General features: G+C 42.8%; 19 protein-coding genes and 1 pseudogene. 7 read left to right on the top strand and 13 right to left on the bottom strand.

Annotation, left to right across the window (positions count from 1 at the left end):
- Positions 1–570 (top strand): annotated as a pseudogene (locus OC23_RS14065) (DUF4291 domain-containing protein).
- 284 nt (positions 571–854) lie between these two features.
- Here OC23_RS14065 and aceI read toward each other — a convergent pair.
- Positions 855–1,283, bottom strand: coding sequence for a chlorhexidine efflux PACE transporter AceI (gene aceI / locus OC23_RS14060; RefSeq protein WP_038345512.1), 429 nt, complete (start codon positions 1,281–1,283; stop codon positions 855–857).
- An 88-nt stretch (positions 1,284–1,371) separates the two neighbouring features.
- Here aceI and OC23_RS14055 point away from each other — a divergent pair, with 88 nt between their 5' ends.
- From OC23_RS14055 to leuE, 3 genes are all read left to right on the top strand, one after another.
- A complete protein-coding gene (locus tag OC23_RS14055; RefSeq protein ID WP_038345511.1) occupies positions 1,372–2,262 on the top strand; it encodes a LysR family transcriptional regulator in 891 nt (296 codons plus the stop codon).
- A gap of 113 nt (positions 2,263–2,375) precedes the next feature.
- Positions 2,376–3,365 carry a transaldolase gene (gene tal, locus OC23_RS14050; protein WP_038345510.1) on the top strand — a complete coding sequence of 330 codons (990 nt, stop codon included), beginning with the start codon at positions 2,376–2,378 and terminating at the stop codon, positions 3,363–3,365.
- Positions 3,366–3,439: 74 nt separating this feature from the next.
- A complete protein-coding gene (gene leuE / locus OC23_RS14045) occupies positions 3,440–4,090 on the top strand; it encodes a leucine efflux protein LeuE (protein ID WP_038345509.1) in 651 nt (216 codons plus the stop codon).
- Positions 4,091–4,244: 154 nt separating this feature from the next.
- On the opposite strand, the gene OC23_RS14040 is transcribed toward leuE, so the two are convergent.
- The 6 genes from OC23_RS14040 to pepN all read right to left on the bottom strand — a co-directional run bounded on the left by OC23_RS14040 (position 4,245) and on the right by pepN (position 11,884).
- Positions 4,245–6,077 carry a monovalent cation:proton antiporter-2 (CPA2) family protein gene (locus tag OC23_RS14040; RefSeq protein WP_038345508.1) on the bottom strand — a complete coding sequence of 611 codons (1,833 nt, stop codon included), beginning with the start codon at positions 6,075–6,077 and terminating at the stop codon, positions 4,245–4,247.
- A 115-nt stretch (positions 6,078–6,192) separates the two neighbouring features.
- The gene (locus OC23_RS14035; RefSeq protein WP_038345507.1) at positions 6,193–6,912 is read right to left on the bottom strand and encodes an MgtC/SapB family protein; all 720 of its coding nucleotides are present in this window, start codon (positions 6,910–6,912) and stop codon (positions 6,193–6,195) included.
- A 56-nt stretch (positions 6,913–6,968) separates the two neighbouring features.
- Complete coding sequence (locus OC23_RS14030; RefSeq protein WP_038345506.1) at positions 6,969–7,664, bottom strand: hypothetical protein; 696 nt, start codon at positions 7,662–7,664, stop codon at positions 6,969–6,971.
- 310 nt (positions 7,665–7,974) lie between these two features.
- Positions 7,975–8,412, bottom strand: a complete 438-nt coding sequence (locus tag OC23_RS14025) for an RDD family protein (protein ID WP_038345505.1) — start codon at positions 8,410–8,412, stop codon at positions 7,975–7,977.
- A gap of 66 nt (positions 8,413–8,478) precedes the next feature.
- Positions 8,479–9,129, bottom strand: a complete 651-nt coding sequence (locus OC23_RS14020) for a dienelactone hydrolase family protein (RefSeq protein ID WP_227505563.1) — start codon at positions 9,127–9,129, stop codon at positions 8,479–8,481.
- A gap of 148 nt (positions 9,130–9,277) precedes the next feature.
- The gene (pepN, locus tag OC23_RS14015; protein WP_038345504.1) at positions 9,278–11,884 is read right to left on the bottom strand and encodes an aminopeptidase N; all 2,607 of its coding nucleotides are present in this window, start codon (positions 11,882–11,884) and stop codon (positions 9,278–9,280) included.
- Positions 11,885–12,325: 441 nt separating this feature from the next.
- Between pepN and OC23_RS14010 the strand changes: the two genes are divergently transcribed.
- Positions 12,326–12,583, top strand: a complete 258-nt coding sequence (locus OC23_RS14010; protein ID WP_038345503.1) for a hypothetical protein — start codon at positions 12,326–12,328, stop codon at positions 12,581–12,583.
- A 57-nt stretch (positions 12,584–12,640) separates the two neighbouring features.
- Here OC23_RS14010 and OC23_RS14005 read toward each other — a convergent pair whose 3' ends face one another.
- Positions 12,641–13,114, bottom strand: coding sequence for a DUF2147 domain-containing protein (locus tag OC23_RS14005; RefSeq protein ID WP_038345502.1), 474 nt, complete (start codon positions 13,112–13,114; stop codon positions 12,641–12,643).
- Between the two features lie 438 nt (positions 13,115–13,552).
- Between OC23_RS14005 and OC23_RS14000 the strand changes: the two genes are divergently transcribed.
- On the top strand, positions 13,553–14,713 hold the full coding sequence (locus OC23_RS14000) for a hypothetical protein (protein ID WP_038345501.1): 1,161 nt from the start codon (positions 13,553–13,555) through the stop codon (positions 14,711–14,713).
- A 33-nt stretch (positions 14,714–14,746) separates the two neighbouring features.
- Complete coding sequence (gene thiM, locus OC23_RS13995; RefSeq protein ID WP_038345500.1) at positions 14,747–15,562, top strand: hydroxyethylthiazole kinase; 816 nt, start codon at positions 14,747–14,749, stop codon at positions 15,560–15,562.
- A 228-nt stretch (positions 15,563–15,790) separates the two neighbouring features.
- Here the strand turns inward: thiM and OC23_RS13990 are convergent, their stop codons facing one another.
- The 5 genes from OC23_RS13990 to OC23_RS13970 all read right to left on the bottom strand — a co-directional run bounded on the left by OC23_RS13990 (position 15,791) and on the right by OC23_RS13970 (position 22,670).
- Positions 15,791–16,603, bottom strand: a complete 813-nt coding sequence (locus OC23_RS13990) for a hypothetical protein (protein WP_038345499.1) — start codon at positions 16,601–16,603, stop codon at positions 15,791–15,793.
- 19 nt (positions 16,604–16,622) lie between these two features.
- A complete protein-coding gene (locus OC23_RS13985; RefSeq protein ID WP_038345498.1) occupies positions 16,623–17,465 on the bottom strand; it encodes a hypothetical protein in 843 nt (280 codons plus the stop codon).
- A 6-nt stretch (positions 17,466–17,471) separates the two neighbouring features.
- The gene (locus tag OC23_RS13980) at positions 17,472–19,268 is read right to left on the bottom strand and encodes a hypothetical protein (RefSeq protein ID WP_038345497.1); all 1,797 of its coding nucleotides are present in this window, start codon (positions 19,266–19,268) and stop codon (positions 17,472–17,474) included.
- A gap of 9 nt (positions 19,269–19,277) precedes the next feature.
- A complete protein-coding gene (locus tag OC23_RS13975) occupies positions 19,278–22,082 on the bottom strand; it encodes a type VI secretion system Vgr family protein (RefSeq protein WP_038345496.1) in 2,805 nt (934 codons plus the stop codon).
- A gap of 225 nt (positions 22,083–22,307) precedes the next feature.
- On the bottom strand, positions 22,308–22,670 hold the full coding sequence (locus OC23_RS13970; RefSeq protein ID WP_038345495.1) for a 5-carboxymethyl-2-hydroxymuconate Delta-isomerase: 363 nt from the start codon (positions 22,668–22,670) through the stop codon (positions 22,308–22,310).
- Positions 22,671–22,672: the final 2 nt, after the last annotated feature.

Genomic DNA, 22,672 nt, shown 5'->3' with positions numbered 1-22,672 from the left:
ATGTTAACTAATATTCCTACTCATCAAATTCGTGCCGTCTATAACGATAAAACCATACGTGTATACCAAGCTTATTCTGACGTTATTGCCAACACCGCACTAGAAAATCAGACTTTTGTTTCCCCTCCCTTCAAGATGGAAAGAATGACATGGATTAAACCCTCATTTCTTTAGATGATGTATCGGTCTGGTTGGGGATTCAAAGATAAGGGACAAAGCCGAATATTGGCTATCGATATAACGCGTGAAGGTTTTGAATGGGCGTTGGCACATAGCTGCTTAAGCCATCCAGATCCATCAATGAGTCAGGAACAGTGGCAACGACTCAAATCAAGTTCTCCTGTTCGTATCCAGTGGGATCCTGAACGAGATTTGAAATTAAATCCTCTTGATCATAGAGCAATACAAATAGGGCTTGGTCACGAGGCTGTTCAATTATATGTTAATGAATGGATTAAATCGATTACAGATGTGACTCCACTAGCTCATCAAATTCATGCATTAATAGAAGACAATAAATTGGATGAAGCCACTCGATTATTACCTCAGGAGACAATTTATCTTGCATAGATAAGCCCTAGTATATTTTTAAGTACTCTCTCATTACTAAGCTCTTAGAACCTTATAAATGTATTTTTTAATGGGATTCCCGAACAACCATTCGATCAATAGGGATATCCAAATTATCTACAGGCCAATCACGAAAAATAATTTTCATATGAACTCTGGGTTGACCTGTCTTGAATGGTCTGACCTTATCGATACTGTAAGCAAATCGAGTCAATTGCCAACATGTAAAAAAGCACTTTTCATCAAATGACGAAAAGTGCTTCATTTTCAATGATTATTGTTAATTAAGAGGCCAGTTTGGCATTCGGAAAGAAACGTCCTTCAATAATGTCATAGCACCACTGGAAAATGAAGGTGTAAACCAGAATACACATGGTTAAACCAAAGTCTAAAATGATGGCTTCAATAATTGTCATCTTCATCAGGTAAGCAATAATTGGAATCGTTGCAAGCATCAGGCCGCCTTCAAAACCAATCGCATGTAAAATACGTACCGGGATGGTTCTTTCCCATTGATATTTGTGTTCTACTTTTTCGAAGAAATGGTTAAAGATTATATTCCAGAATACAGAAATCACCGCCATGATCGTACCTAGAATACCCGTTACCTCTAGTGGCATACTAAAAATAAAACTTAATGCAATCGCGATGATGACCAATAAAATCACTTCATAGCTGATTGCATGAATGAGTCTTCTTTTGGAAATCAACATTTTTGTAACACTCTCTTGTTTGGATAAGTGTCATTTTATTTTTATAATACTGATTAATCCAATAAGATTCTTTCAATTTTTCTGACAAATGAATATTAACCAAGAACAACTACTCATGTTTCAGACCGTCATTGAGACCGGTTCCTTTTCTGCCGCTGCCCGTAAACTGGGCAAGGTTCCTTCTGCGGTCAGTATGTCGATTGCCAATCTGGAAATCGACCTCGATCTTAAACTCTTTGAGCGAATCGGACGGGAACCGACGCCTACGGCAGAAGCTCTTGTACTTTATGAAAAGACACAACAATTACTGATCGAGATGAACCAGTGGAAACAGCATGCCCATGCATTAAGTACAGGGTTAGAATCGACCTTAAATATTGTCGTGGTCTCCGAACTGCTACATACCAACTGGACAGATTACATTACCCTGCTCGACCAGCATTTTCCCAGCCTGTCACTGAATATCGTTTCAGCACCACAGGAAGATGCGCTACAAATGTTACTTGACCAGACGGCGCAACTTGCCTTGATGTTTGAACGGGAACAACTCGACAGCCGCGAACAGTTTGTTGAACTAAAAAGTGAGGCTTTGGTTCCCGTAATTGCCAGAACGAACCCATTGGCTCAACTGGACAAGGTTTCATTTGAGCAAATGGTACAGACCCGACAAATTGTAGTGGCCAGCCGTGATCATACCATCCGGCCAGAATTACTCTACTCTAAAGATTACTGGCGTACCGATAATCATCACTCGGCATGCATGATGATCGTGCGGAATCTGGGCTGGGGTGTACTCCCATTACAGATGTTTAATGAAAACCCTGAATTACGCAAGAAATTAAAAATTCTGGATCTTTACGATTTTACTCCCAAGTTTGAATACTATGTCGATCTGGTCTGGAGCCGGGAAAGCGAACTGGGTGCAGCCGCGCGGTTCCTGATAGAACATATCCGCAAACAGCGACAGCACAGCAAGTAATAAAACATAACCTTAAGGAATAAATCTGCCAACAAAAGCGATGCTTTGCTTTCATCCGGATTATGTTATAAAAGAAATTACCAATAATATGTTTAAGTAAGAACGCTATATCAATGACTCAGACCGCATTACACCAATTAAAAGATTTAACCACTGTTGTTGCCGATAGTAGTGACCTGGAAGCAATTGAAAAGTTTCGCCCGCTCGATGCAACAACCAACCCTTCACTGATTACTGCTGCTGCAGAACTACCAGAAAGCCGCGCACTGATTGAAGATGCCTATACCCAAGCAAAACAGGAAGGTTATCAAAGCGACGAGTTGATCGAGCGAACCATTGATATCTTGACCGTAAAGTTTGGTGTCGAGATCTTAAAACTGATTAAAGGCCGTGTCTCAACCGAAGTCGATGCCTCGTTGTCTTATGATACAGAAGCTACCATCGCCAAAGCACGCGAACTTTCCAAACTGTATCAAGGCTATGGTATCGAGCAATCCCGTATCCTGATCAAGATTGCTTCGACCTGGGAAGGTATTCAGGCGGCTAAAGTACTCGAAGCAGAAGGCATTCCGTGTAACCTGACCCTGCTGTTTGGTCTCCATCAGGCACAGGCCTGTGCCGATGCAAACGTTACCCTGATCTCACCTTTTGTGGGTCGTATTCTTGACTGGTATAAAAAAGCAGAAGGCGTTGAGCAATATCCAATTGCCCAAGATCCGGGTGTACTTTCAGTCAAGAAAATCTACAATTATTATAAGCAGCAAGGTATTCAGACCCAAGTCATGGGGGCAAGCTTCCGCAGTACTGCACAGGTACTGGGACTGGCCGGTTGCGACCTGCTGACCATTGCACCAGGCCTGCTGGCTCAGCTTGAACAGGATCAGCAAAAGGTTGAAGCCCAATTGAGCATTGAGTCAGCCCAGCAAGCTGAAAAAATTGAGCGTCCAGCGCAAACCAGAGAAAGCTTTAAGGCTGAACTTGAGCAGGACCTGATGGCCTTCCAGTTACTGCAAGGCGGTATCGACGGCTTTATCAAGGCCCGTGATCAACTGAGTTTATTGCTGCGTCAATCTTTTGGAATTGATGCTGAAATCAAACCATAATTAGTCGAATTTTCACCCATAAAAACCGATTTTTGCTATATTAACAAAAATCGGTTTTTTAATGAGTTTTCAACGTGTTCGGTATAACAGATTTAACCACTTATATAATTGGGACAATCTTGATTGTGTTATTGCCGGGCCCCAACTCATTATATGTGATGTCGGTCGCTTCGCGTTATGGCATCCGTACTGGTTATGCAGCAGCCTGTGGCGTATTTACCGGTGATTTTATTTTAATCCTGTGTACGGTTCTGGGTGCAGCTTCCTTATTAAAAGCCTTTCCGATTTTATTCGTGATTCTTAAATTAACAGGCGCCTGCTATCTGGCGTACTTGGGCTTTAAATTGCTACAAGGAGCCTATCAGACCTGGAACAAGCCACCGCATCATGCTGAACTGGCAGCTCTGCCAAATTTAGACCGGATCCATCCCTACCGTACCGCTTTGAGCATTAGCCTGCTTAACCCGAAAGCGATCTTGTTTTTCCTGTCTTTCTTTGTACAGTTTGTTGAGCCAAGTTATGCCTATCCGGCTTTAAGCTTTTTAGTGCTGGCGATCATCCTGCAACTGGTGAGTTTCAGTTATCTGACAGCATTAATCTTTTCCGGAATCAAGCTTTCCGGATTTTTCAAACATAATTATAAACTTGCAGCCAGTGGCATTTGTCTGGTTGGCATTTTATTCTTTGGTTTCGGTTTAAGACTGGCAACCTCTACCCTGTCTTGATCAATTTTGTTCCATTTTTATCGGTTACCAAGTCAAAATACATTCATAGCAACGCCCCATACTGTCATTATACGAGATATATCATTTAATTTATCTCAAAAACTTCAATTAAAAAGCCCTCAGCAAATGAGGGCTCAATCAGTCGTGTTGTTCGTTACTTTTCAGCTAAGTCCTTTTGTGCTTCTTCGTCATTTAAAATTCGGGCTGCCTGTTTAGGGCGAATCAATGGTGCAGTCGGTCTTGGATGCGCATGGCTATATTGCAAACCGACACCTGCATATACATTATCAGCGGCTATTTCGGTTTCAAAACGTTCTTCATCCCGGTCACGAATTTCATCGGTAATCCGTTGTACTTCATCCTCAGCCACGCCGAGCTGCTGCAAGATTACGCCCCCAAACTTGATGGCAGACTCAAAGGTTTCACGAATCATATAGTCCACTTTCTGTTTGACCAGATAAAGTGAATGTTCACGGTCATAAGAACGCACCAATAGCTTGGCTAACGGAAATTCATGTGTAACCAGCTCTACAATACGATTGGTGGTTTCTTTGCTATCTACACAGACGACAATGGCTTGCGCTGTGGCCGCTCCCGAAGCATGCAGGATATCCAGACGACAACCGTCGCCATAATAGATTTTAAAACCGAATTTCTCTGCGTTTTGAATCATGTCGATATCATTATCAATAATGGTGACATCAACCCCACGGGCCAGCAATAACTGACTGGTCACCTGACCAAATCGCCCAAAGCCAATCATTAAGATACTGCCACTCAAACCTTCGGCAACTGTGACATTGTCCAGATTAATCGGGTCTTTGCTTTGGGTGAAGCGTTTAAACAGAATTCCCACGATCGGGGTCAGCACCATAGAAAGCACCACAATCGCAGTCAGGTTAGACTTGATGGTATTATCAATCACTTGGGCACTCACCGCAGCTGCAAACAGCACAAAGGCAAACTCGCCGCCTTGTGCCATCAATAAAGCACGATCCAGAGCCTCGCGATGCGGACTTTTGCTTACACGCGCAACGATATAGATCATCAGCGCTTTGGCAAACATCATGGCGATGACGCCACTTATAATCAGCTGCCAGTTTTGTGCCACTACCGATAAATCAAGTGACATACCGACACCGAGGAAAAACAGCCCCAGCAATAAGCCACGGAAAGGTTCAATATCGGCTTCAATCTGATGCCTAAAGGTAGATTCCGATAATAATACCCCCGCAAGAAAAGCCCCCATGGCCATAGACAGTCCGCTGACCTGCATCAGCAAGGCTGCACCCAACACCACCAGAAGCGCAGCAGCTGTCATGACTTCACGGGCTTTTGCAGCAGCCAGCAACCTGAATAAAGGATTTAATAGCCAGTAACCTGCAGCTATCAGTCCGGCAATTGCAATTAAACCGATGCCGATACTTTCAAGACGTGCAGAGCTATTTTCCACCACATGGTTTGGCGCCATAAAAGCAACAATGGCCAGCAAGGGTACAATCAGCAAATCTTCAAATAACAGGATGGCGACAATCTTCTGACCATGAGGCTGGGTAATATCACCCCGGTCTCCCAGCAGCTGCATGACAATGGCAGTCGAGGTCAGGACAAAACCGGCAGCACCAATAAAAGCCACCTGCCAGCTAAAACCAAACAGCATCCCGACACCAGTAAGGGCCAAACCGCACGCCACAATCTGTAAAGTACCCAGTCCAAAAATTTCCCGCCTTAAACTCCATAGATGGGAAGGCTGCATTTCAAGGCCAATCACAAACAGGTACATCACAATCCCCAGCTCTGCAATATGCAGTATCGAGGCCGAATCATGAAAAAATGCAAATCCAAACGGGCCAATGATCAATCCGGCAATCAGATAACCAAGAACCGATCCCAACCCGATCCGCTTAAAAATCGGGACTGCAACAACAGCTGCTGCCAGCAAAACCACAGGGGCAATTAAACTGATTGAATGTGCTTCTGAACTCATACTGTTCTCATTGTTATCAAGCTGGTTTTATTTTAGGTTAAACAATAAAGGCCATATATAGCATATATAGGACAATGCATCCCACTTTGACCAGTAAGACAATATCTGCCCAAGATCAGCTTATGGCATTTTTGTCCCAGAATGCCTGACGGATTTGTGGCATGGCATTGAGATGGTTGATGATATGCTGGGCTTCCTCTGCTTCAATCGAGGTTGCGATCAGGGTTGCTTCAATCTCGACCTCTTTTTCGCCAAATGGCGTGACATCAATATCTTTGGCAGGATAGTTATGATGTTTCAAAGTCAGGTTCAGCTCATCCATCACTGTTTTACTGTGGCTACGGTCACAAATAATATAAATCACATGCAACACTTCAGTGTCATCATCCAGTGGGCGGCGATCAATGGCATGTACAATCGGCCGCAACAGGGTATTTGCGGCCAGAATAAACAAGGTTGCCAGTATCGCCTCAATCACCAGATCAGCACCAGCGGCAGCCCCGACTGCCGCCGAACACCATAAGGTTGCTGCGGTATTGAGACCATGAATATTGCCTTCCTGGCGCATAATCACACCGGCCCCCAGAAAGCCAATGCCAGAAACCACATAGGCAATCACCCGAACAGCGCCATCTGCACCGGTCAAATTCACTGCAATATCGACAAAAATGGCCGCACCGACCGCAACCAGTACATTAGTCCGTAACCCGGCAGTCCGCTGCCGGTACTGACGTTCAAAACCAATCAGTGCCCCCAGAACAAATGCCACTGAAAGGCTGATTAAACTATCCACAATATTTGTAAAATCGGTCTGCTGTAAAAATTTTAATTGCATGTTTCACCTGTGTCTTATCTATGATTTTGAAGGAAGGATAAGGAGAAAAGCTACAATTATGATGACGGCGTAAAACTCAGTCCCAGACCAAACCAGTGCTGTTTTTCTGCACGCAAGCGATCACCAAAGGAGGCTTCCAGACTTAATACATTGGGAATGAGGCTGTACTGCAATGCAGCCTGATAGAACGGCGCCTGACGGTCCTGATTATAGGTTTCAAGCGTTACACCCACCCGGTCTGTGAGGTTATAGGTCGAAGCCACGCCCCAACGAACCAGACGCTCATCGGCATGTTGATAACCAATGTTGGTGTCCAGCGCCAGACGTTGTTCCAGAAACTCAAAACTCACCGGGACATTGAAAAACCAGTCCAGCTTGCCACCATGATGAGTAACATCATCACGCGAGAGCAACAGGCTGCTGGCAATGCCCCAGTGATTTTCCATCGGTTTGAGCATGGTTTTGGCCTGAGCTGAAAATCCATGAATCTGATCAGCATCTTTACTGGAGTGATAACCTAAGGATATTTCCAGATTATCCTTCAGGTTACAGGCAGGTATGACCTGATAAGCCCAGCTACCATCCTTATTACGTGTATAGGTACTTTCCAGCTGGCACTGCTGTGCATTTGTGATCGAGATATCATCTGTATTGACCAGCGGACCGGCCTTACTTTTTTGTGTCAGCAATAATCCCGATAAAACCAATACATTAACGACAGCTAACCATTGCATGGAAGCGTGAAAGAACATAGGCTTCTCCCCATTGTAGGTGAGAAACTAAACAGGTTGCAGTTAATAGCGTAAATTTTGTGTGTACAGCAAAATTTTATAGAAGGGTTTAAAACATTTTTATCAAAGCTATCTCATTGCAAGATAGCCCACCTAACAGGCACTCTTGCTCAGTATTCGCTTTGGTTTAATCGACTGTTAAACCCGAACCTCGAACAACTACCCATTTAGGATCTCCGTGAATAAATTCAAAGGCATTATAGGACATGCGAACTGATTCACAAGTCCTATCGTATGAATTTTTGATTACATGATAAAATTTCGAGCTAAATCAAAGCTCTCTGACCACTACTGTTTTTGCCATTTTGTCGTGCCAGCCCTGTTTCTTGGCATCGAAAGCCACCCAGATCAAGCCAATAAAAAATACTAAAGTAGCAGGAATATAACCGATATAACGGATAATCCCCTGTCCAACTGTCACGTTTTCACCGGTTTTTTCGTCTAGCACTTTTAAACGAAGTAAACGCTTACCCGGTGTGCCGGCAAATTTAATCCAGCAGAAAACATAAAATACGGCCGTAATGATTTGCCAGATCCAGTCCGAGGTTGACATAAACTGGAACGATGAAAATCCATCAGAAGCGACTGTAGTTTCGCCCCCACCAAAAATCATGGTTAACGGAATCATCGCAACGATTACGATAATCGAGTCGATAATTGCTGCACCGACACGAATCCAGAAGCCTGCATACTCGTATTTATCAGACATTTTCCCCTCACTTTTTATTTATAAAAAAATCGATGATTAAGCATAATAACCTGTTGTTCCAATGATTTATATTAAGTTTTGTTTTAATTCCCGGTTAAAGAAATCAAGGGAACGCTGCCATGCTACTTTTGCCTCCGGCAAGCCACGACTGACACTTCTGAAACCATGCGGCATGTTATAGGTATAAGCCTCTACCCGGTCACCCAATTGCCGGAGCAACTGATTGCGTTTACGGGCCGGGCAAAATGGGTCTATGTTTGACCAGTGTCCCTGTAAAATACGGATATCATCCAGAGATTCTTTTTTCGGAACACCTGCCCCTTCAATCCCTAATGAATGATGATAAACCACGGGTGCCAGCATATCGTCACGTTTTGCCATCTGGATCACATAACCACCAGTTAAGCACTGCCCCAGCATTCCTAAACGGCCATTTGCACGAGGGTCTGCTTTAAGCGCATCCAGCAATACATGGATTTCCTGATTAACCTCACTCTCCGCTGTATTACTGCGCCCTGCTTTGCTCACCATGGCGCGAATACAATATTTCACAGCCCCGCCACTAAACAGGTTCGGTACATAGACCAGATAACCACGGCTTGCCAAATCCCGGGCATCTTCCCGGTACACATCAAGTATGCCAAATAACTCGTGTAATAATAAAATCGCTGGAACCTTGTCCGAAGTCTGTGCAGGCGCATAGACTTCCACTTCGATTTAACGGGTGGGTAATGTGATTGTTTTTATTTCCATTGCAGTCATCCGTTGCATTTATATCGTTTTCATACTATTTCTGACAATTATTATTGTCAAATAAAAAGAGATGTCTGACGACATCCCTTTTGCAATGGAGTTGAAGCCTGAATTAAATACTTAATAAGCTATTTAATGTTTCAGCTACATTTTTAGATTTTACTTTTGGTTGCAATGCCTGTAGTGCCTGCTGTACCTGTGTGCGCTGTGGTTCAGCCAGCGTATACCATCGAGAAAGCACCTGTAGTAGACGCGAACCTAAAATCGGGTTTTTCTCATCCAGATAACCGGCAAGATGAATGAAATGATCAACACCAAAGCTCCAGGTGTTGACAGGATTTGCCGCCAATCCGCCACTGACCGCACGGATACGGTTTGGTGTACCAAGATCATAATCAGCATGTGTGGTGAGATACCGGATGGTTTCAGCCGTTGCATTCGGATTGGATGCCTGAATGCTAAACCATTGGTCCAGAGACAAGGCTTCATCTTTAAACCGGTTATAGAAATCAGCAAGTGCCGCCGGTGCCTGCGGTGCATCGTTCCAGACCAGTACCCGTAACGCACCTAAGCGTTCAGACATGTTGCCTGTTTCCTGGTATTGCGCATAAGCCAGCTCAAACACGGCATCATCGCCTTGGCGTGCCAGCATATTCAGCATGATATTTTTTAGCGCACGTACCCCCATAGCCAGAGAAAACTCTTTTTGCTGATCCGGATCCAGCGCCAGATAGGTATCTTTCCAGAAACTGCCCAATTCACGCGCCAGACGATTAAGTACCGCTTCGCGCTTTTCCAGCACCAGCTCAGGCTCATAGTCGTGATCAATACGGCTGCCTAAATAATTCTCACTTGGCACATCAAATAAACGGGATGCCAATAGAGGATCTTTATTGACCAGCTCAGGCAAGGTGTTCTGAATCGCCTGAATGTAAATGTCGGCTTTATGATCTTCCAGTAAAATCCGTTCCAGCAAGGTTTGGGTGGCCTGCCACTGATTAAAACCGTTGGTTTCATGCTGGATCAGGAACGCCAGATCTTCATTTGAATAATCAAACACCAGATTGACAGGCGCAGAGAAGTTACGCAGTAGCGAGACAACCGGTTGCTCTGTCACCCCTGTAAATTCGATAGTGGCTTCATTCTGGTCAAATAAATACACCCCATCCTTAACCTCATTTACAAACAGGTCGGCACTATGCAAGGTATATTGCTCGCCTGTATGGGCATTAAATAACGCCAAGGCCACCGGAATCGGCACGGCTTTTAGGTCCGGATACTTAGGATGGGCTTTCAGACTTTGCTTAAAGCTGAGGCGATAGGTTTGCGCAGCCGCATCATATTCACCTTTGGCTTCAAGCTTCGGTGTACCAGGCTGGTTATACCAGGTCAGGAAGTTAGACAGGTCAACACCTGAACCTGCACTCAATGCAGCAACCCAGTCTTCCACTGTAACCGCTTGCCCATCATGACGGCGGAAGTATTCATCGGTACCCTGACGGTATTTTTCCTTACCCAGTAAGGTCGCCATCATGCGGTTGATTTCCGCACCTTTCTCATACACCGTCGCCGTGTAGAAGTTATTAATTTCAACAAAATGGTCCGGACGTGGCGGATGCGATAATGGGCCTGCATCTTCAGGGAACTGGTGCGATTTCAACACGGCCACATCATCAATACGCTGCACGGCGGCAGATTGTAAATCTTCAGAGAAAGACTGATCACGGAAAACCGTCAAACCTTCTTTTAGACATAACTGGAACCAGTCACGGCAGGTAATCCGGTTGCCGGTCCAGTTATGGAAATATTCATGGGCAATCACCGACTGTACCCGCATGATCGCAGCATCGGTAGTGTACTCTTCATCGGCCAGCACACAGGAGGTATTAAAGATATTTAAACCTTTATTTTCCATTGCGCCCATGTTGAACTGGCTCACCGCAACAATCATGTAGTTATCAAGGTCATAAGGGCGACCATAATGTTCTTCATCCCAACGCATCGAATGCTTTAAAGCTTCCATCGCGATATGGCATTTTGGAATATCTTTTTCAATCGCGTAAATTTCAAGGGCAACATCACGACCTTCCGAGGTGGTATAACGGTCTTTGAGTACAGCCAGATCGCCAATGACGCAGGCAAATAAATAGCTTGGCTTTTTGGTCGGATCTTGCCAGATGGCAAAATGCCGGTTTTCCCCGACCTCACCAGTCTCGAGCAAGTTACCATTGGCCAATAGCACCGGATATTTCTTGTCAGCCTCTACACGGGTCGTAAATACTGACAGTACATCAGGACGATCAGGATAGAAGGTAATTTTACGGAAACCTTCCGGCTCATTCTGGGTCACGAACAGATCACCTGCCTGATATAGTCCTTCAAGCTGGGTATTGGATTCTGGGTGGATCAGCACCCGGGTCTGAATAATGACCTCATCTGGTGCATCGGTGATCACCAACTGTTCACTGTCTAGACGATACTGACCGGCATTAAGCAACTGACCATTTAACTGGATGGATTTTAACTCAAGATCACGACCCAGCAGAATCAAGTTACCAGCAGTCTGGCGCTTCATGACCAAGGTTGAATCGACAATGGTATGGTCATCATAGACCTGAATATCCAGATTGATCGATTCCACCAGAAATGAAGGTTTTTGATAGTCTTTTAAATAAATTGTTTGGTCTGCTTGTACCGGAGGCTGTGCCGCAATATTCATCAGTATTCCTTGTCTTTCATCATGTCGTTTAAATGGTCTTGTTGGCAAGACTTCTTGATTGGAGTCATTCGGTTGCACAAATCATGCCTAAAGCCAGCTACCGTAGCAGTTTGCCCGGCCCCGACATTCGCTGCACTTGCAATGAATGATCGATAGATCCTATCCGATCATACGCCAACTTGTATGACCTGTCTTTAAAACGACATTGCCGTTTTAAGCATTTTATTGGGTTTACTATGCAAATTTTCAAATTTAGGCCACACAGAAGCATGTTGTTTAGACAAAATCACAACACTGTTTTCTGTTTTTAAATAAAAACTACAGAACCGATCGTTTTTATAAGCCGCCCTTACATTTTTTCGCCGGGTTTTACATTTTGTGCACGGTTATTGCTTAACCTTTTATGCCAATGTAGATAAATAGCAAAAGAGGGCAATTACCATGGAATTAAAATCACATCTTTATCGTTTAGAAAATATCAAGGCGATCCATGAACTCGCCAAGGCGGGTCTGGATCATCATGTCATTTCCGTTTTTTTGACCGCAGAAGGCGTCAACTTAAGTGCGCTGGAAGTGAGCAATATTGTCAATACCTATGATGCACTGGGTAAAGAAAAACTGCCGAGTAAAAAGGTTCAGGCATTAATTGCAGCGAAAAAAATCGGACAGGAAGACGAGAACTTGCCATGCCCGGTCTAATACTTCACTTTAACCATAAAAAAACCTCGATATCTGATCGAGGTTTTTTTATGCTCATTATGGCGTTGCACTGTCAGTACGTAACCAGACGACTGTACGGCCAAGTGCAGAAACCCCCATATACCCTCGCATACGCAAGCGCTTCCCCTCACCTGTGACCACACCTTTTCCTTTATAGACACGCCCCGATGTCGGCTCGAGTACACGTCCATCAATATAAGCATCTGCCTTGTTCGGGTCTTCTCTAAAACCCGACAAGATTTCCAGTCCCAGAATCGGCTTGTTGGTATTGGGTGCCGGACATTTTGTGCAATTTGTCAATGCAATCCCATGTGAGTTTGGATACCGGTAAACAATCTTTCCATGATAACGCCCGTCATTTCCTTTACGGATTTCGACAATAGACAGTTGTTCACCGGTACGTTCTTCAATACTTTTCCAGTATCCTTCAATTGAAGCAGAACATGATGCTGCGCTCGCGCAGGCAAAAGTGAATCCCATGATTCCTTTCATGAGTAAACGATTTAGCATATTGACCCCATCTAAAAAAGTAACCTATTTAACGTTATAGGTTTAAGCCACGAAAATTATCACAATTTTCATAAAGTTACACTGTACGCTAGCGTTCATTTGCATAAGAAGTGACTGTTCTGAAGATCGCATCAGCGTTACTTTTTAGTGAAATAAAAAAGCCCGAAGTATTCGTTTAGTCCTTCTAAAAAATGTACGGTGACTGAATGGATGACTGGTGATTCTGACCTGGCACTGTCCATACAGCTCATGACAGAAATACCGCCAGAAAAACCCGCTCCTTTTAATATTGTTGAGCTACTTTTATATTTACTACCGATCTCATTCAGCTTATAAAAGCGCATTGAAGCATGGCGATTTAACTGAACATAAACTTTGCATCACTCCCCCATACAACATGTATAATTCCTTTTTTTCATGGTTACAGGCTTAACATCAATGGATTTACAGATTCTACAAAAACAGTTAGATGAAAGTAGCCATTGTCCCCTCTGTCAGGCTTCCATGCTCTGGATTGAAGCTGAACAATATTCGCAAGAGTTTCAGTTCCATGAATGTAGCCATTGCCAGCATCGGGTATTTAAGAGCGATAGTAGACTCAACTGTCATTGTGCACAATGTACCGCCCAGCGTAAAAAGCAGACCCAGCAGACCATTTTACAAGAACAGCGCAAGTATAAAGTTAAAGATGAAGTGGTTTATAGCCTTAACCAGCTGAGCTTCCTGCATAAGCTGTTTTTATTGAGTTTACTCGACCGTTACGCCCGTGAAGACGTACCGCATGATGAGCTGATTCACTGGCAAAACATTAAATATCATGACTTTACCCCCAACTACCTGTTTCAGAACCAGATTGTTCAGGAACTGCTGAAATTAGGGGTATTAAAATCACAAGATAGTGATATTGAAACCGAACATTTCTATCTGAATATCCGGCTTGATGGATATTCAGACCCGAGCCTGTTTAGCGTTACACAACAATTACGCCACTGGTTTTATGAGAACCTGAGTTTGGGCATCCCGTTTAAAAATACAGATGAAGTTAAAGATGCACTGTATTTGGTGCTCTATCAGGAGATTGTCCAGTTTATGCAGTTCTATTGCCGGACCTGGGGCATTCAGATTGCAGGGAACCGGCCGTTTCAGGCTTTCTGTTATCGCCTGATGGAAGGCCTCGCGGTCGGACAGATTTTCTATCTGATCCAGACGGCCCTGGAATATCTTTATAAACAAAAGGCCTTACAGCCCCGCAATGACAAGTTTATCAATACCAATCTGTTGAAAAAAACGCTGGAACAATATCGAGAACGGGCCTTGGCCGAACGCTGGGAAACCACCACCTTGCCTCGCCCTTATACCATACCATTCAGTAAAATGAGTGAAATCTTGCTGTTTAAATTTCTGGGCTATGATGAGAGTATTTTTATCCAGCCGGTCTGGAAATCGTGGCGGAAAATCGAACCGAGGTTAAACTTTTATTCGGTTAAACGCTGTATGTATTGTGGTTCCAACGATCTGGTCGTAGATTATGATGCTCAGGACTATGTCTCTTTGATCTGTCGTAAATGTAAACATCAAGATCATTATTTTACCCGTTAACCGCCAATGACGAGCTTGTCTGAAGGAGATGTCATGTCACAAAAGCAACAACTGATCGATCAGGTTATTCAGGCTTGGCATGGGCTACAACAACAAACACCATTGGTGCAATGTATCACCAATAGTGTTGCCAGTAATTATGCAGCCAATATTTTATTGGCTGCGGGCGCTTCACCAGCCATGATTGACAACCCTTTTGAAGCTGAAGATTTTACCAAAATCAGTTCAGCATTAAGTATTAATATTGGCACTCCTACCACTGAGCAGACCCAGGCCATGTTAATTTCGGCTCAAACAGCCCAGCAGCGTCAGGTGCCTTGGGTGCTTGATCCGGTAGGTTATGGCGCAGTTTTGAAATGGCGTAGCGAAACTGTTGATCAGCTTCTGCAATATCGCCCCGGTATTATTCGAGGCAATGCTTCTGAAATCAGTACATTAGCTGGTAACCAAAACCAGTCTAAAGGTGTAGACAGTACCTTAAATAGTCAGGATGTATATGCACAGGCAAAAAGTTTGTTGCAGCATAGTGAATGTATCGCGGTCTCTGGCGAGTCTGATTTCATCATATCCAAGCAACTCGATGCGGTTATTCAGGTCAATGGTGGTTGTCATTTACAGCCTAAAATTACCGCCACTGGCTGTGCTTTAGGGGCTTTAACCTCGGCCTATCATGCAGTTGCTCCAGCTACAATTGCAGCGCTGGCTGCACATATTCATTTTGCTATCGCAGGAAAACTGGCCTTTGAGCATGCGCAGACTGTCGGTAGTTTTAATATCGCATTTTTGGATTATGTTCATATGCTTGATGATAATTTAATCCAGCAGTATGTTGATATTGATGTTATTTGATGCACCATATGGACGAGATAAAACGCACGGATGAGTGCGTTTTTTTCATGGGATAGATTATTTTTTTCAATATCCAAGAACCCTAATGCATTCCCCATCTGCTTTAGGAAGCGATGGTAATATCTCCGTTGAGTAAAATAAGTTCATATATCAGGTTACCCATAGATAAAAAAGCAATCTATTTAAATCACAGGAAAGTTTTACCAAGAACACGTCATTTTCTTAAAACTATTTCTTATTCTTTTCCTCCCCCAATTGTTCTGGCGTACAGTAACTTGGAACAATTTTCATAGTTTTTACATCAAAATATTCGCCACAAATTTCCCTGCCATTTTCATCAGTTCTACGTCCTAATTCCTTTTTTTGTTCCTCAGTCATCGAATCTAAGTAATTATAAAAAAACATATGATCAATTACTTCTGGATCATTAAAGCTGGTACTTAACTCAATTCCAAATTCCTCACCTTTTTGATTTTGATTACAGACCGCCGTAAAATTGTAGCTCACCCGTGTTTTTGAATGAAATTTACTTCTAATTTCATCATGCATTGGATAAGCGCCAACAAGTACACCATCTACATCAATCGCATCTTTAAAGATACTTCTCACTTGCCCTGTATCAGGTTTCTTCAACTCTTCTTCTATTACTGCATCGGTTTCTTTCTTTATATCATGCTCAGGTCTTTCTAAACGGAAACGCAAACTATCGATTTGCTTGTCATTCTTTCTCTCAACCAAGCGAACACCTATATCATCATAGATATATAAATTGGTTAAGTTAGCTCCATCCGTACTGTCCACTTTTCTATAATTTTTTCCTAATGCCTTGATCCAAGGCTCAACAGTCGAGTTCATATAGAGATCTGTACCATTATAATTAATTGCACAGCCATGCACCTTAAACTGATGTTGTGGATTTAATTTTTTTATAAACCCTTCGGTATCAGAATCTGTCTGGGCAGTTGGATGACCATTGCTGCAACTGATACATAAAATAATAGGTAAAAAGCCTAATAAAATTTTTTTAGCGTAATCTATCATTTTACACCAGTGATAAAGTTTATTGAGAAATCTTCTTTTTACTAAATACCGAACTGCTACCCCCATCCTCAACTACTTTTTCCACCAGTATCCATGTCGTTTCTACCTCTTCTGAATTTTCAATTGTATCTGATGTCGTAAAAAGGTCAGGATTCGTTTTAAAACACTGAACCGCTGGGGCTAATTTCCAGTCTTCAGGATGCTTGGCTGACATTTTTTCTTCTTTTATCATAAAATTACAAGCAGAGTATGACTCAATTGAACGATAAATCCCTGTCACCATGATTGGCTCACCAGTTTTGACCATAATATTCGTATTGAGCTGATATTTAGGTAAATGCTCTGGAAAATCTATTCCCACAACGTACTCATCTTTTAATAGATCTTTATAATCCCATTGAGCTGTATAATAATCACTAGCAATATAGATATTCGTTGCTCGAGTTAGAACAATTTTCTCTTTGGCTTCATATTGCTCTACGGCTCCTTTTTCTACTTTGTCCATCCAATCATAGGGATAATCTCTACCCTGTGCGATTACAGCATTATTAATGCTACTCATTCTTCTTAATATAGGCAAAAAACCTTCTTTTAAGTCATCCAGGCCATCAACTAAATGATGGAGGACTCCTTTAAAATTTGGTAGTACGATGGTTCCCCAGACATAATCGGCTTGATGAGATGGGTGCTGAGCACGATGATCGAGTGCTAAATGAGCACTATATTTATCTAATAGTTCTTCAGCATATTGAATCAATTCCTCCCATAACTTTACCGTTTCATAGTAATAGTTATATGAAATAAATTGTTCAATCGCATAGATCTCTTGCGGAAATAACTCTAGTTTCTTTAAATCAATCATATTTACTCACGACTTCACATTATTTTTAAGCACTGGTACTCCCACTAGATCAATTGTATGACCTAATTCATTATCTCCATAGCCCCAGCCTGTTGCTTTACGCGCACTTATATTGGAAGACTGCAACATTGTAGGATCCAGTACAATTTGGATTGCTCCACCTTCTAAAGAAAATTCCTTTGCTTCTTCCAGTTTTTTTGCCCATTCTGCATCAGACAGACCTGCTGGTTTTCTCCCTGCTGTATCCATAACTTGAGAACCAACCTTACCTTCCCAAGCTTTTAGACCACCTTTAGGAACAGTATAGGTTACATATTCGCCATTACTATTCCAGCTCCCCCATACAGCAAAGTTACGACGCCAGTCATCCTTATTCTTGAGCTTTTTAAATTCTGACTCACGCATCCAGCAAACTGAATTATCCATAGAAGCAGGAGAAATTACTCGGTATAAAACTTCTCCCTCTTTAAACTCAGTTGCTTTAGCTGCATTTTTAGCGAATGTTTTAAAATCATTTTTTATATCTGGATACCCTTCTGTTAAAAATTCAGCTTGACTGTTAGGAGGTTTAGCAGACATATGTGGTGGATTAGCCAATTTATCTACATTTCTGTCAGCCCAACTTGGTGTTTTCTTTTTCATCTGTTCCAGTTCATCTAGATATGGAAACCAGACTCGATCCAGATTGGTTTTATTTACAGATGCCCTAAAAGCCATATCACTTTCAATTTCTAAACGACGTTGAATTTTTCTCAGCATTTTAATCACTGTTCCTAAGACTTCATTATCTTGCAACAGCTTTGGTAATTTATTATTCACAAAGTCCTGTAATTTTTTTTGCTCTTCCAAGGCTTCTTGTACTAGCTTATTATTTCCGCCCAGACGCTTAACATAAGTAATCAGCTGATCAAATTTACTCAATAAATACTTTGATTGTTTAATTACAAATGAGCTATTTTTACTTGTTTCTGCAATTATTATTTCAATTTTTTTAGCTACAAATTTATAAGGATCACCAATTTTTTTAAATTGAATATATTTCTGAACATCAGCCCTATTTAAAAATATTCTGACTTGTTTTAAAGCTTTTTCTAGCGTTTCATCTATTTTTTTCTCGAATACAGGTAAACGATGAAAATTGGCAGGTACATTTTTAAAACTACGTCGAAGCGTTGAAAGTATAATTTTCAACATACCTTTTGCAAAAGAACCTACAGTTGGAACAATTCCAACAACGGTAATTACCATCATAATTTTAGGCATATTGTCGTCGGGCTTCTCTCTAACTTGAATTGCACATGCAAAGAAATCACGTACATCACAAATCTGATCCACGACAGGGATCATTGAAACAACCATACCTGTAGCAATTTGTGCTGTAGTCGGATCTTCATGAAAGTCACCTTTTATAACTTCCCATAGCCATATCCCAACATTTTTAGCAGCCTCACTACCTTTTTGTGCAGCTGAAAAAAAAGCTAAAGCATTTTTAAGAGTCTGATCAGTAACCGCATCCGCAGCCTGTTGAGCAGCCCCTTGCACCTGTTTTTTTGCAGCCTCTAGTTTCTTTTTACCTTCATCTAAATTTTTAGAAATATCAGTGCTGATTTCTTGTGCCTTCTTTTTAGCAGCATCTATATTCTCAGAAATTTCTTTTTGAGCCTGGTTTATTCCTTTTTTAGCCGTGTCATATCCCGACGCAACTGTTTTTTGTGCATTAGAAGCACCAGTAGAAATCGTATTTGTGATTGTGTTTTTTATTTTCTTTGCACTATTTGCAACATCATCTAAAAAATCCGACATATTTTTTCTCTACTTAATATTTCTTTCTACTGCCTGGAATAATTCATCAAAATCTGGCCAAGGATCATCACTTGGATCAAATTCGTATTCCACTTTAATCGCCTTTTGAGGAACATTGTCATGATGAGCTTTACCTTCCGAGTCAAGCTTCCCCTCAATAACCTGATTATTTTCAAAATGAATTTTATAATTAATATCAGTATATGGTTCACCCAAGGTATCCAGTAACTCCAAAGCAATCCAATTTTTATTATCGAATTTAGGCAAAGCGGGTAATTGTACATTCGCTTTCGCCCCGCCCATAAACAAATGCTGCCCCGCCTTCACCTCAAACTTGCCACTTGTGGTCGGAAAAATCCCTGAGCCATTGAGCTTGATTTGAGATCCACCCGCTGTAATTACAATTTCTTTTGGACTGGTAATTTCAATACGATCTTCAGTCGAGATAATCTGGATGCCTTGCTTGGCTAGTAAATCCATGCCATCCGATTGGGCATGCGCTTCAAATTTACCTTTGGCAGCGACCTGCTTGATCCCATTCTGTGCTGCAAACAGACTGATTCGATTTTGCGCATGCGTAATCAGATTCTTTTGCGTACTCAGGTTAATACTATCGCCTGCCAGCTGATTAATCTGTCCATCTGCTGAAAGATGAATATCTTCATTGGTACTCAGGCCAATTCCCGCGGGTGAGCTCAGCAACAATAAAGCTTTATTAAATCTGGCAATTTTTGCTTCAATCTGTTCTGCAAATGCTTTCAATTGTTCAACCGATTCAATTTCGTCAGTCTGTTGGTTCTTGGCAACTTCGCTTAAGGCTTTGGCATTGCTTTGGTTGCCTTCGATCTGTTGTCTGGCTGGCTGCGCATCTAGATGCTCGCCTTGCGCCTGATCCTGTTTCTGCGTACTCAGCAACAAACCTTGACCTGCACGCACAGCCCCCCATTGATCGGTACGCAGTTCAAAACCTTCACCACGGTCCTCACTCTCAGCCTTGTCCTTTGGATGGCTCAGTTTACCGAGATTCAGTTGGCTGGCGGCATGACTGCTTTGCAGTTGCGCGCTGATTTGTCCGGTGGTGTCATCAAAACGTAACTGGTTAAAACCTTCGCCTTGGACTTCTTTAGATTTGATCCCGGCCAGTTTCTTGGTATCCGGCAGCTTGCCAGCATTATCAAACCTGGTCGGGCTACGCTGTGCTTCATGAATTCGCCCCACCACATAAGGGCGGTCAATATTACCGTCAAAGAAGTTGATCACCACAATCTCACCGATACGTGGCAAGAAACGTGCACCATAACCTTCACCTGCCCACGGTGTCAGCACATCGATCCAGGCTGAATCGGTGTCGTTGTCATTGGCACCAGCACCCCCATCGTGGCTATGGTCCTCTGTACGGGTAAACAGGAAGCGGATTTTAATACGCCCCCATTCATCGACATGGATCTCATCACCACTCGGTCCCACCACGCGCGCGCGTTGCGGATGGGCTGCTGGTCGATGCTGCAAGGGATTGTATTCTGGCACCAATGCCACATTACGGCGCTGTAGCGTCAGCTGATTCGCCTGGCGTTCGTCGGCCTGTGCTGCATTCAAGCCTTTTAACTGCCAATGACTATGCTGGAGTAAGGCATGCACCTGATCCGTCAGATCCTTGGGTAAATTATTCTGGTTATAAAAGTGCTTTGAGGTAATTAAAAATTCTTTGTCTGCACCCTGATGCTGATCAATTTCAGGATGTTCCTTCAATTCAAACCAGTAACCGACCTGTGCATCCCGAACGGTCGAATTTGCAACAAACTGCTTGGCCTGAGCATCGTAGTATTGTCCTAAATTCTGATTCAGTTTTTCGATCTGGGCATTGCCTGCTTTGGTGGTGCCATCTTCACCATTCAGGTCCTGAATCCAGGCCGGTGAAAAATGCCATGCCTGTTCCAGTGCCAGTTGCTGGTTATCATGCTGGTCACTATGTTGATGCTTGCTCTGAACACTACCCGCACCTTCTTCCTGTTCCAAAGCGTCAGCCTGCCAACGCTGTACATGGACCGCGCCAGGTTGTAATGTACGCTGTGCAACCAATGCCGTGATACTGTCCTGTGTTTCCGTAGCACTACTGCGATGAAAACGGATATGACGGCGATCCAAAGCGTTATAATGACTATTATCATCAATCAGTCTGAGTTTCTGGGCCTGAATCTGTTCACTTGAGCTGGCGACTTTTAACCGGGCTTCATCAATCAGCCAGTTGATCCCTTCACTCCGCATCAAACGGGTCAGAAAGTCATAATCGCTTTCATTGCTCTGCATAATAAAAGGACGAACATCATAGTCTTTGCCAAGCCCGCTGACATCCAGAGTCAAACTGGCAGCAAATAACGGACTTTTAGACTGCCATTCCTTAAAGATGGTCTGGATAACATCTGGAACTGATTTCGCCATAAACACACGGCTATTACGTCGATGCCTCCATAAAGCTGTCGGGTCTTGTACACCGAGTTTATACAGGGTGAGCGAACCATCACTCGCTCCAACATCAGCCTGGGTCACGATACCGGTGATACGGTTCAGTTCAGCCCGATCAGTCACAATATCAATGGCGACCTGACTGCCAATAAAACTTTTTAATGGAATGACGGCACTGGTCGAAAGACAGAGCAACTGAAGCTCAATGCCCTGATTAAGCTGATGGGTGCCTTCGACATATTGTAAGAATACTTGATCATTTAAAGCAGAGTTGGAAAATTGAGCATGAATTGCACGTTTTTGCGCACTCAGCCCTAAGCTTTCTAAAACGTGAAAGATATGATTCAGCATTTTTTTATAGGTTATTTAATAAACTTTAGCGCATTTTATAAACAGCATACATACTTGTCTATATTTTTAACGTTATGCCACTATCTGCTTTGCTACGCTAAACAAAAAACATATGAAAAAATAAAAACATAGCTCACTGTACGGAGTAGTCCAAAAATCAGGAATATTTTTTCAAAAATGAATCAACTTCACCTCTGCACTCAAGTGCAGTTGATTCAGCTCACATCAGACCGTTGCCTTAAAATAATACTCGCTTGGCATATCAATTACTTCCACACAAAACTGGATCGGCGATTCATGTACGACAGGCAAATAGGCTTTTTGTTCCAGTATCGCCAGTAAAACACGGCCTAAATCCTGCTTTTGTGCCGCAGTTCTACCACTGAGCAAATACAGCTTTAAATGGATATAGGCATCTTGCGTATCGCCCATTCCAATCAAAAAAGCCTCATCTTTAAAAATACGCGACTTTACGTCATTCGGGCTAAACAGATGGGTTGCAATCAGTGCCGAATTGACACTGCTGAGCAATGTGTGCTGATCCAGTTCAGTCAGATTGGCTGAATAGTTGGCAACGAGATGAGGCATGT

It is taken from the genome of Acinetobacter sp. A47, assembly GCF_000805455.1.
GTDB lineage: Bacteria > Pseudomonadota > Gammaproteobacteria > Pseudomonadales > Moraxellaceae > Acinetobacter.
Note: the sequence above shows the minus strand (reverse complement) of the source record. Positions and strands in the feature narration are given on the sequence as shown.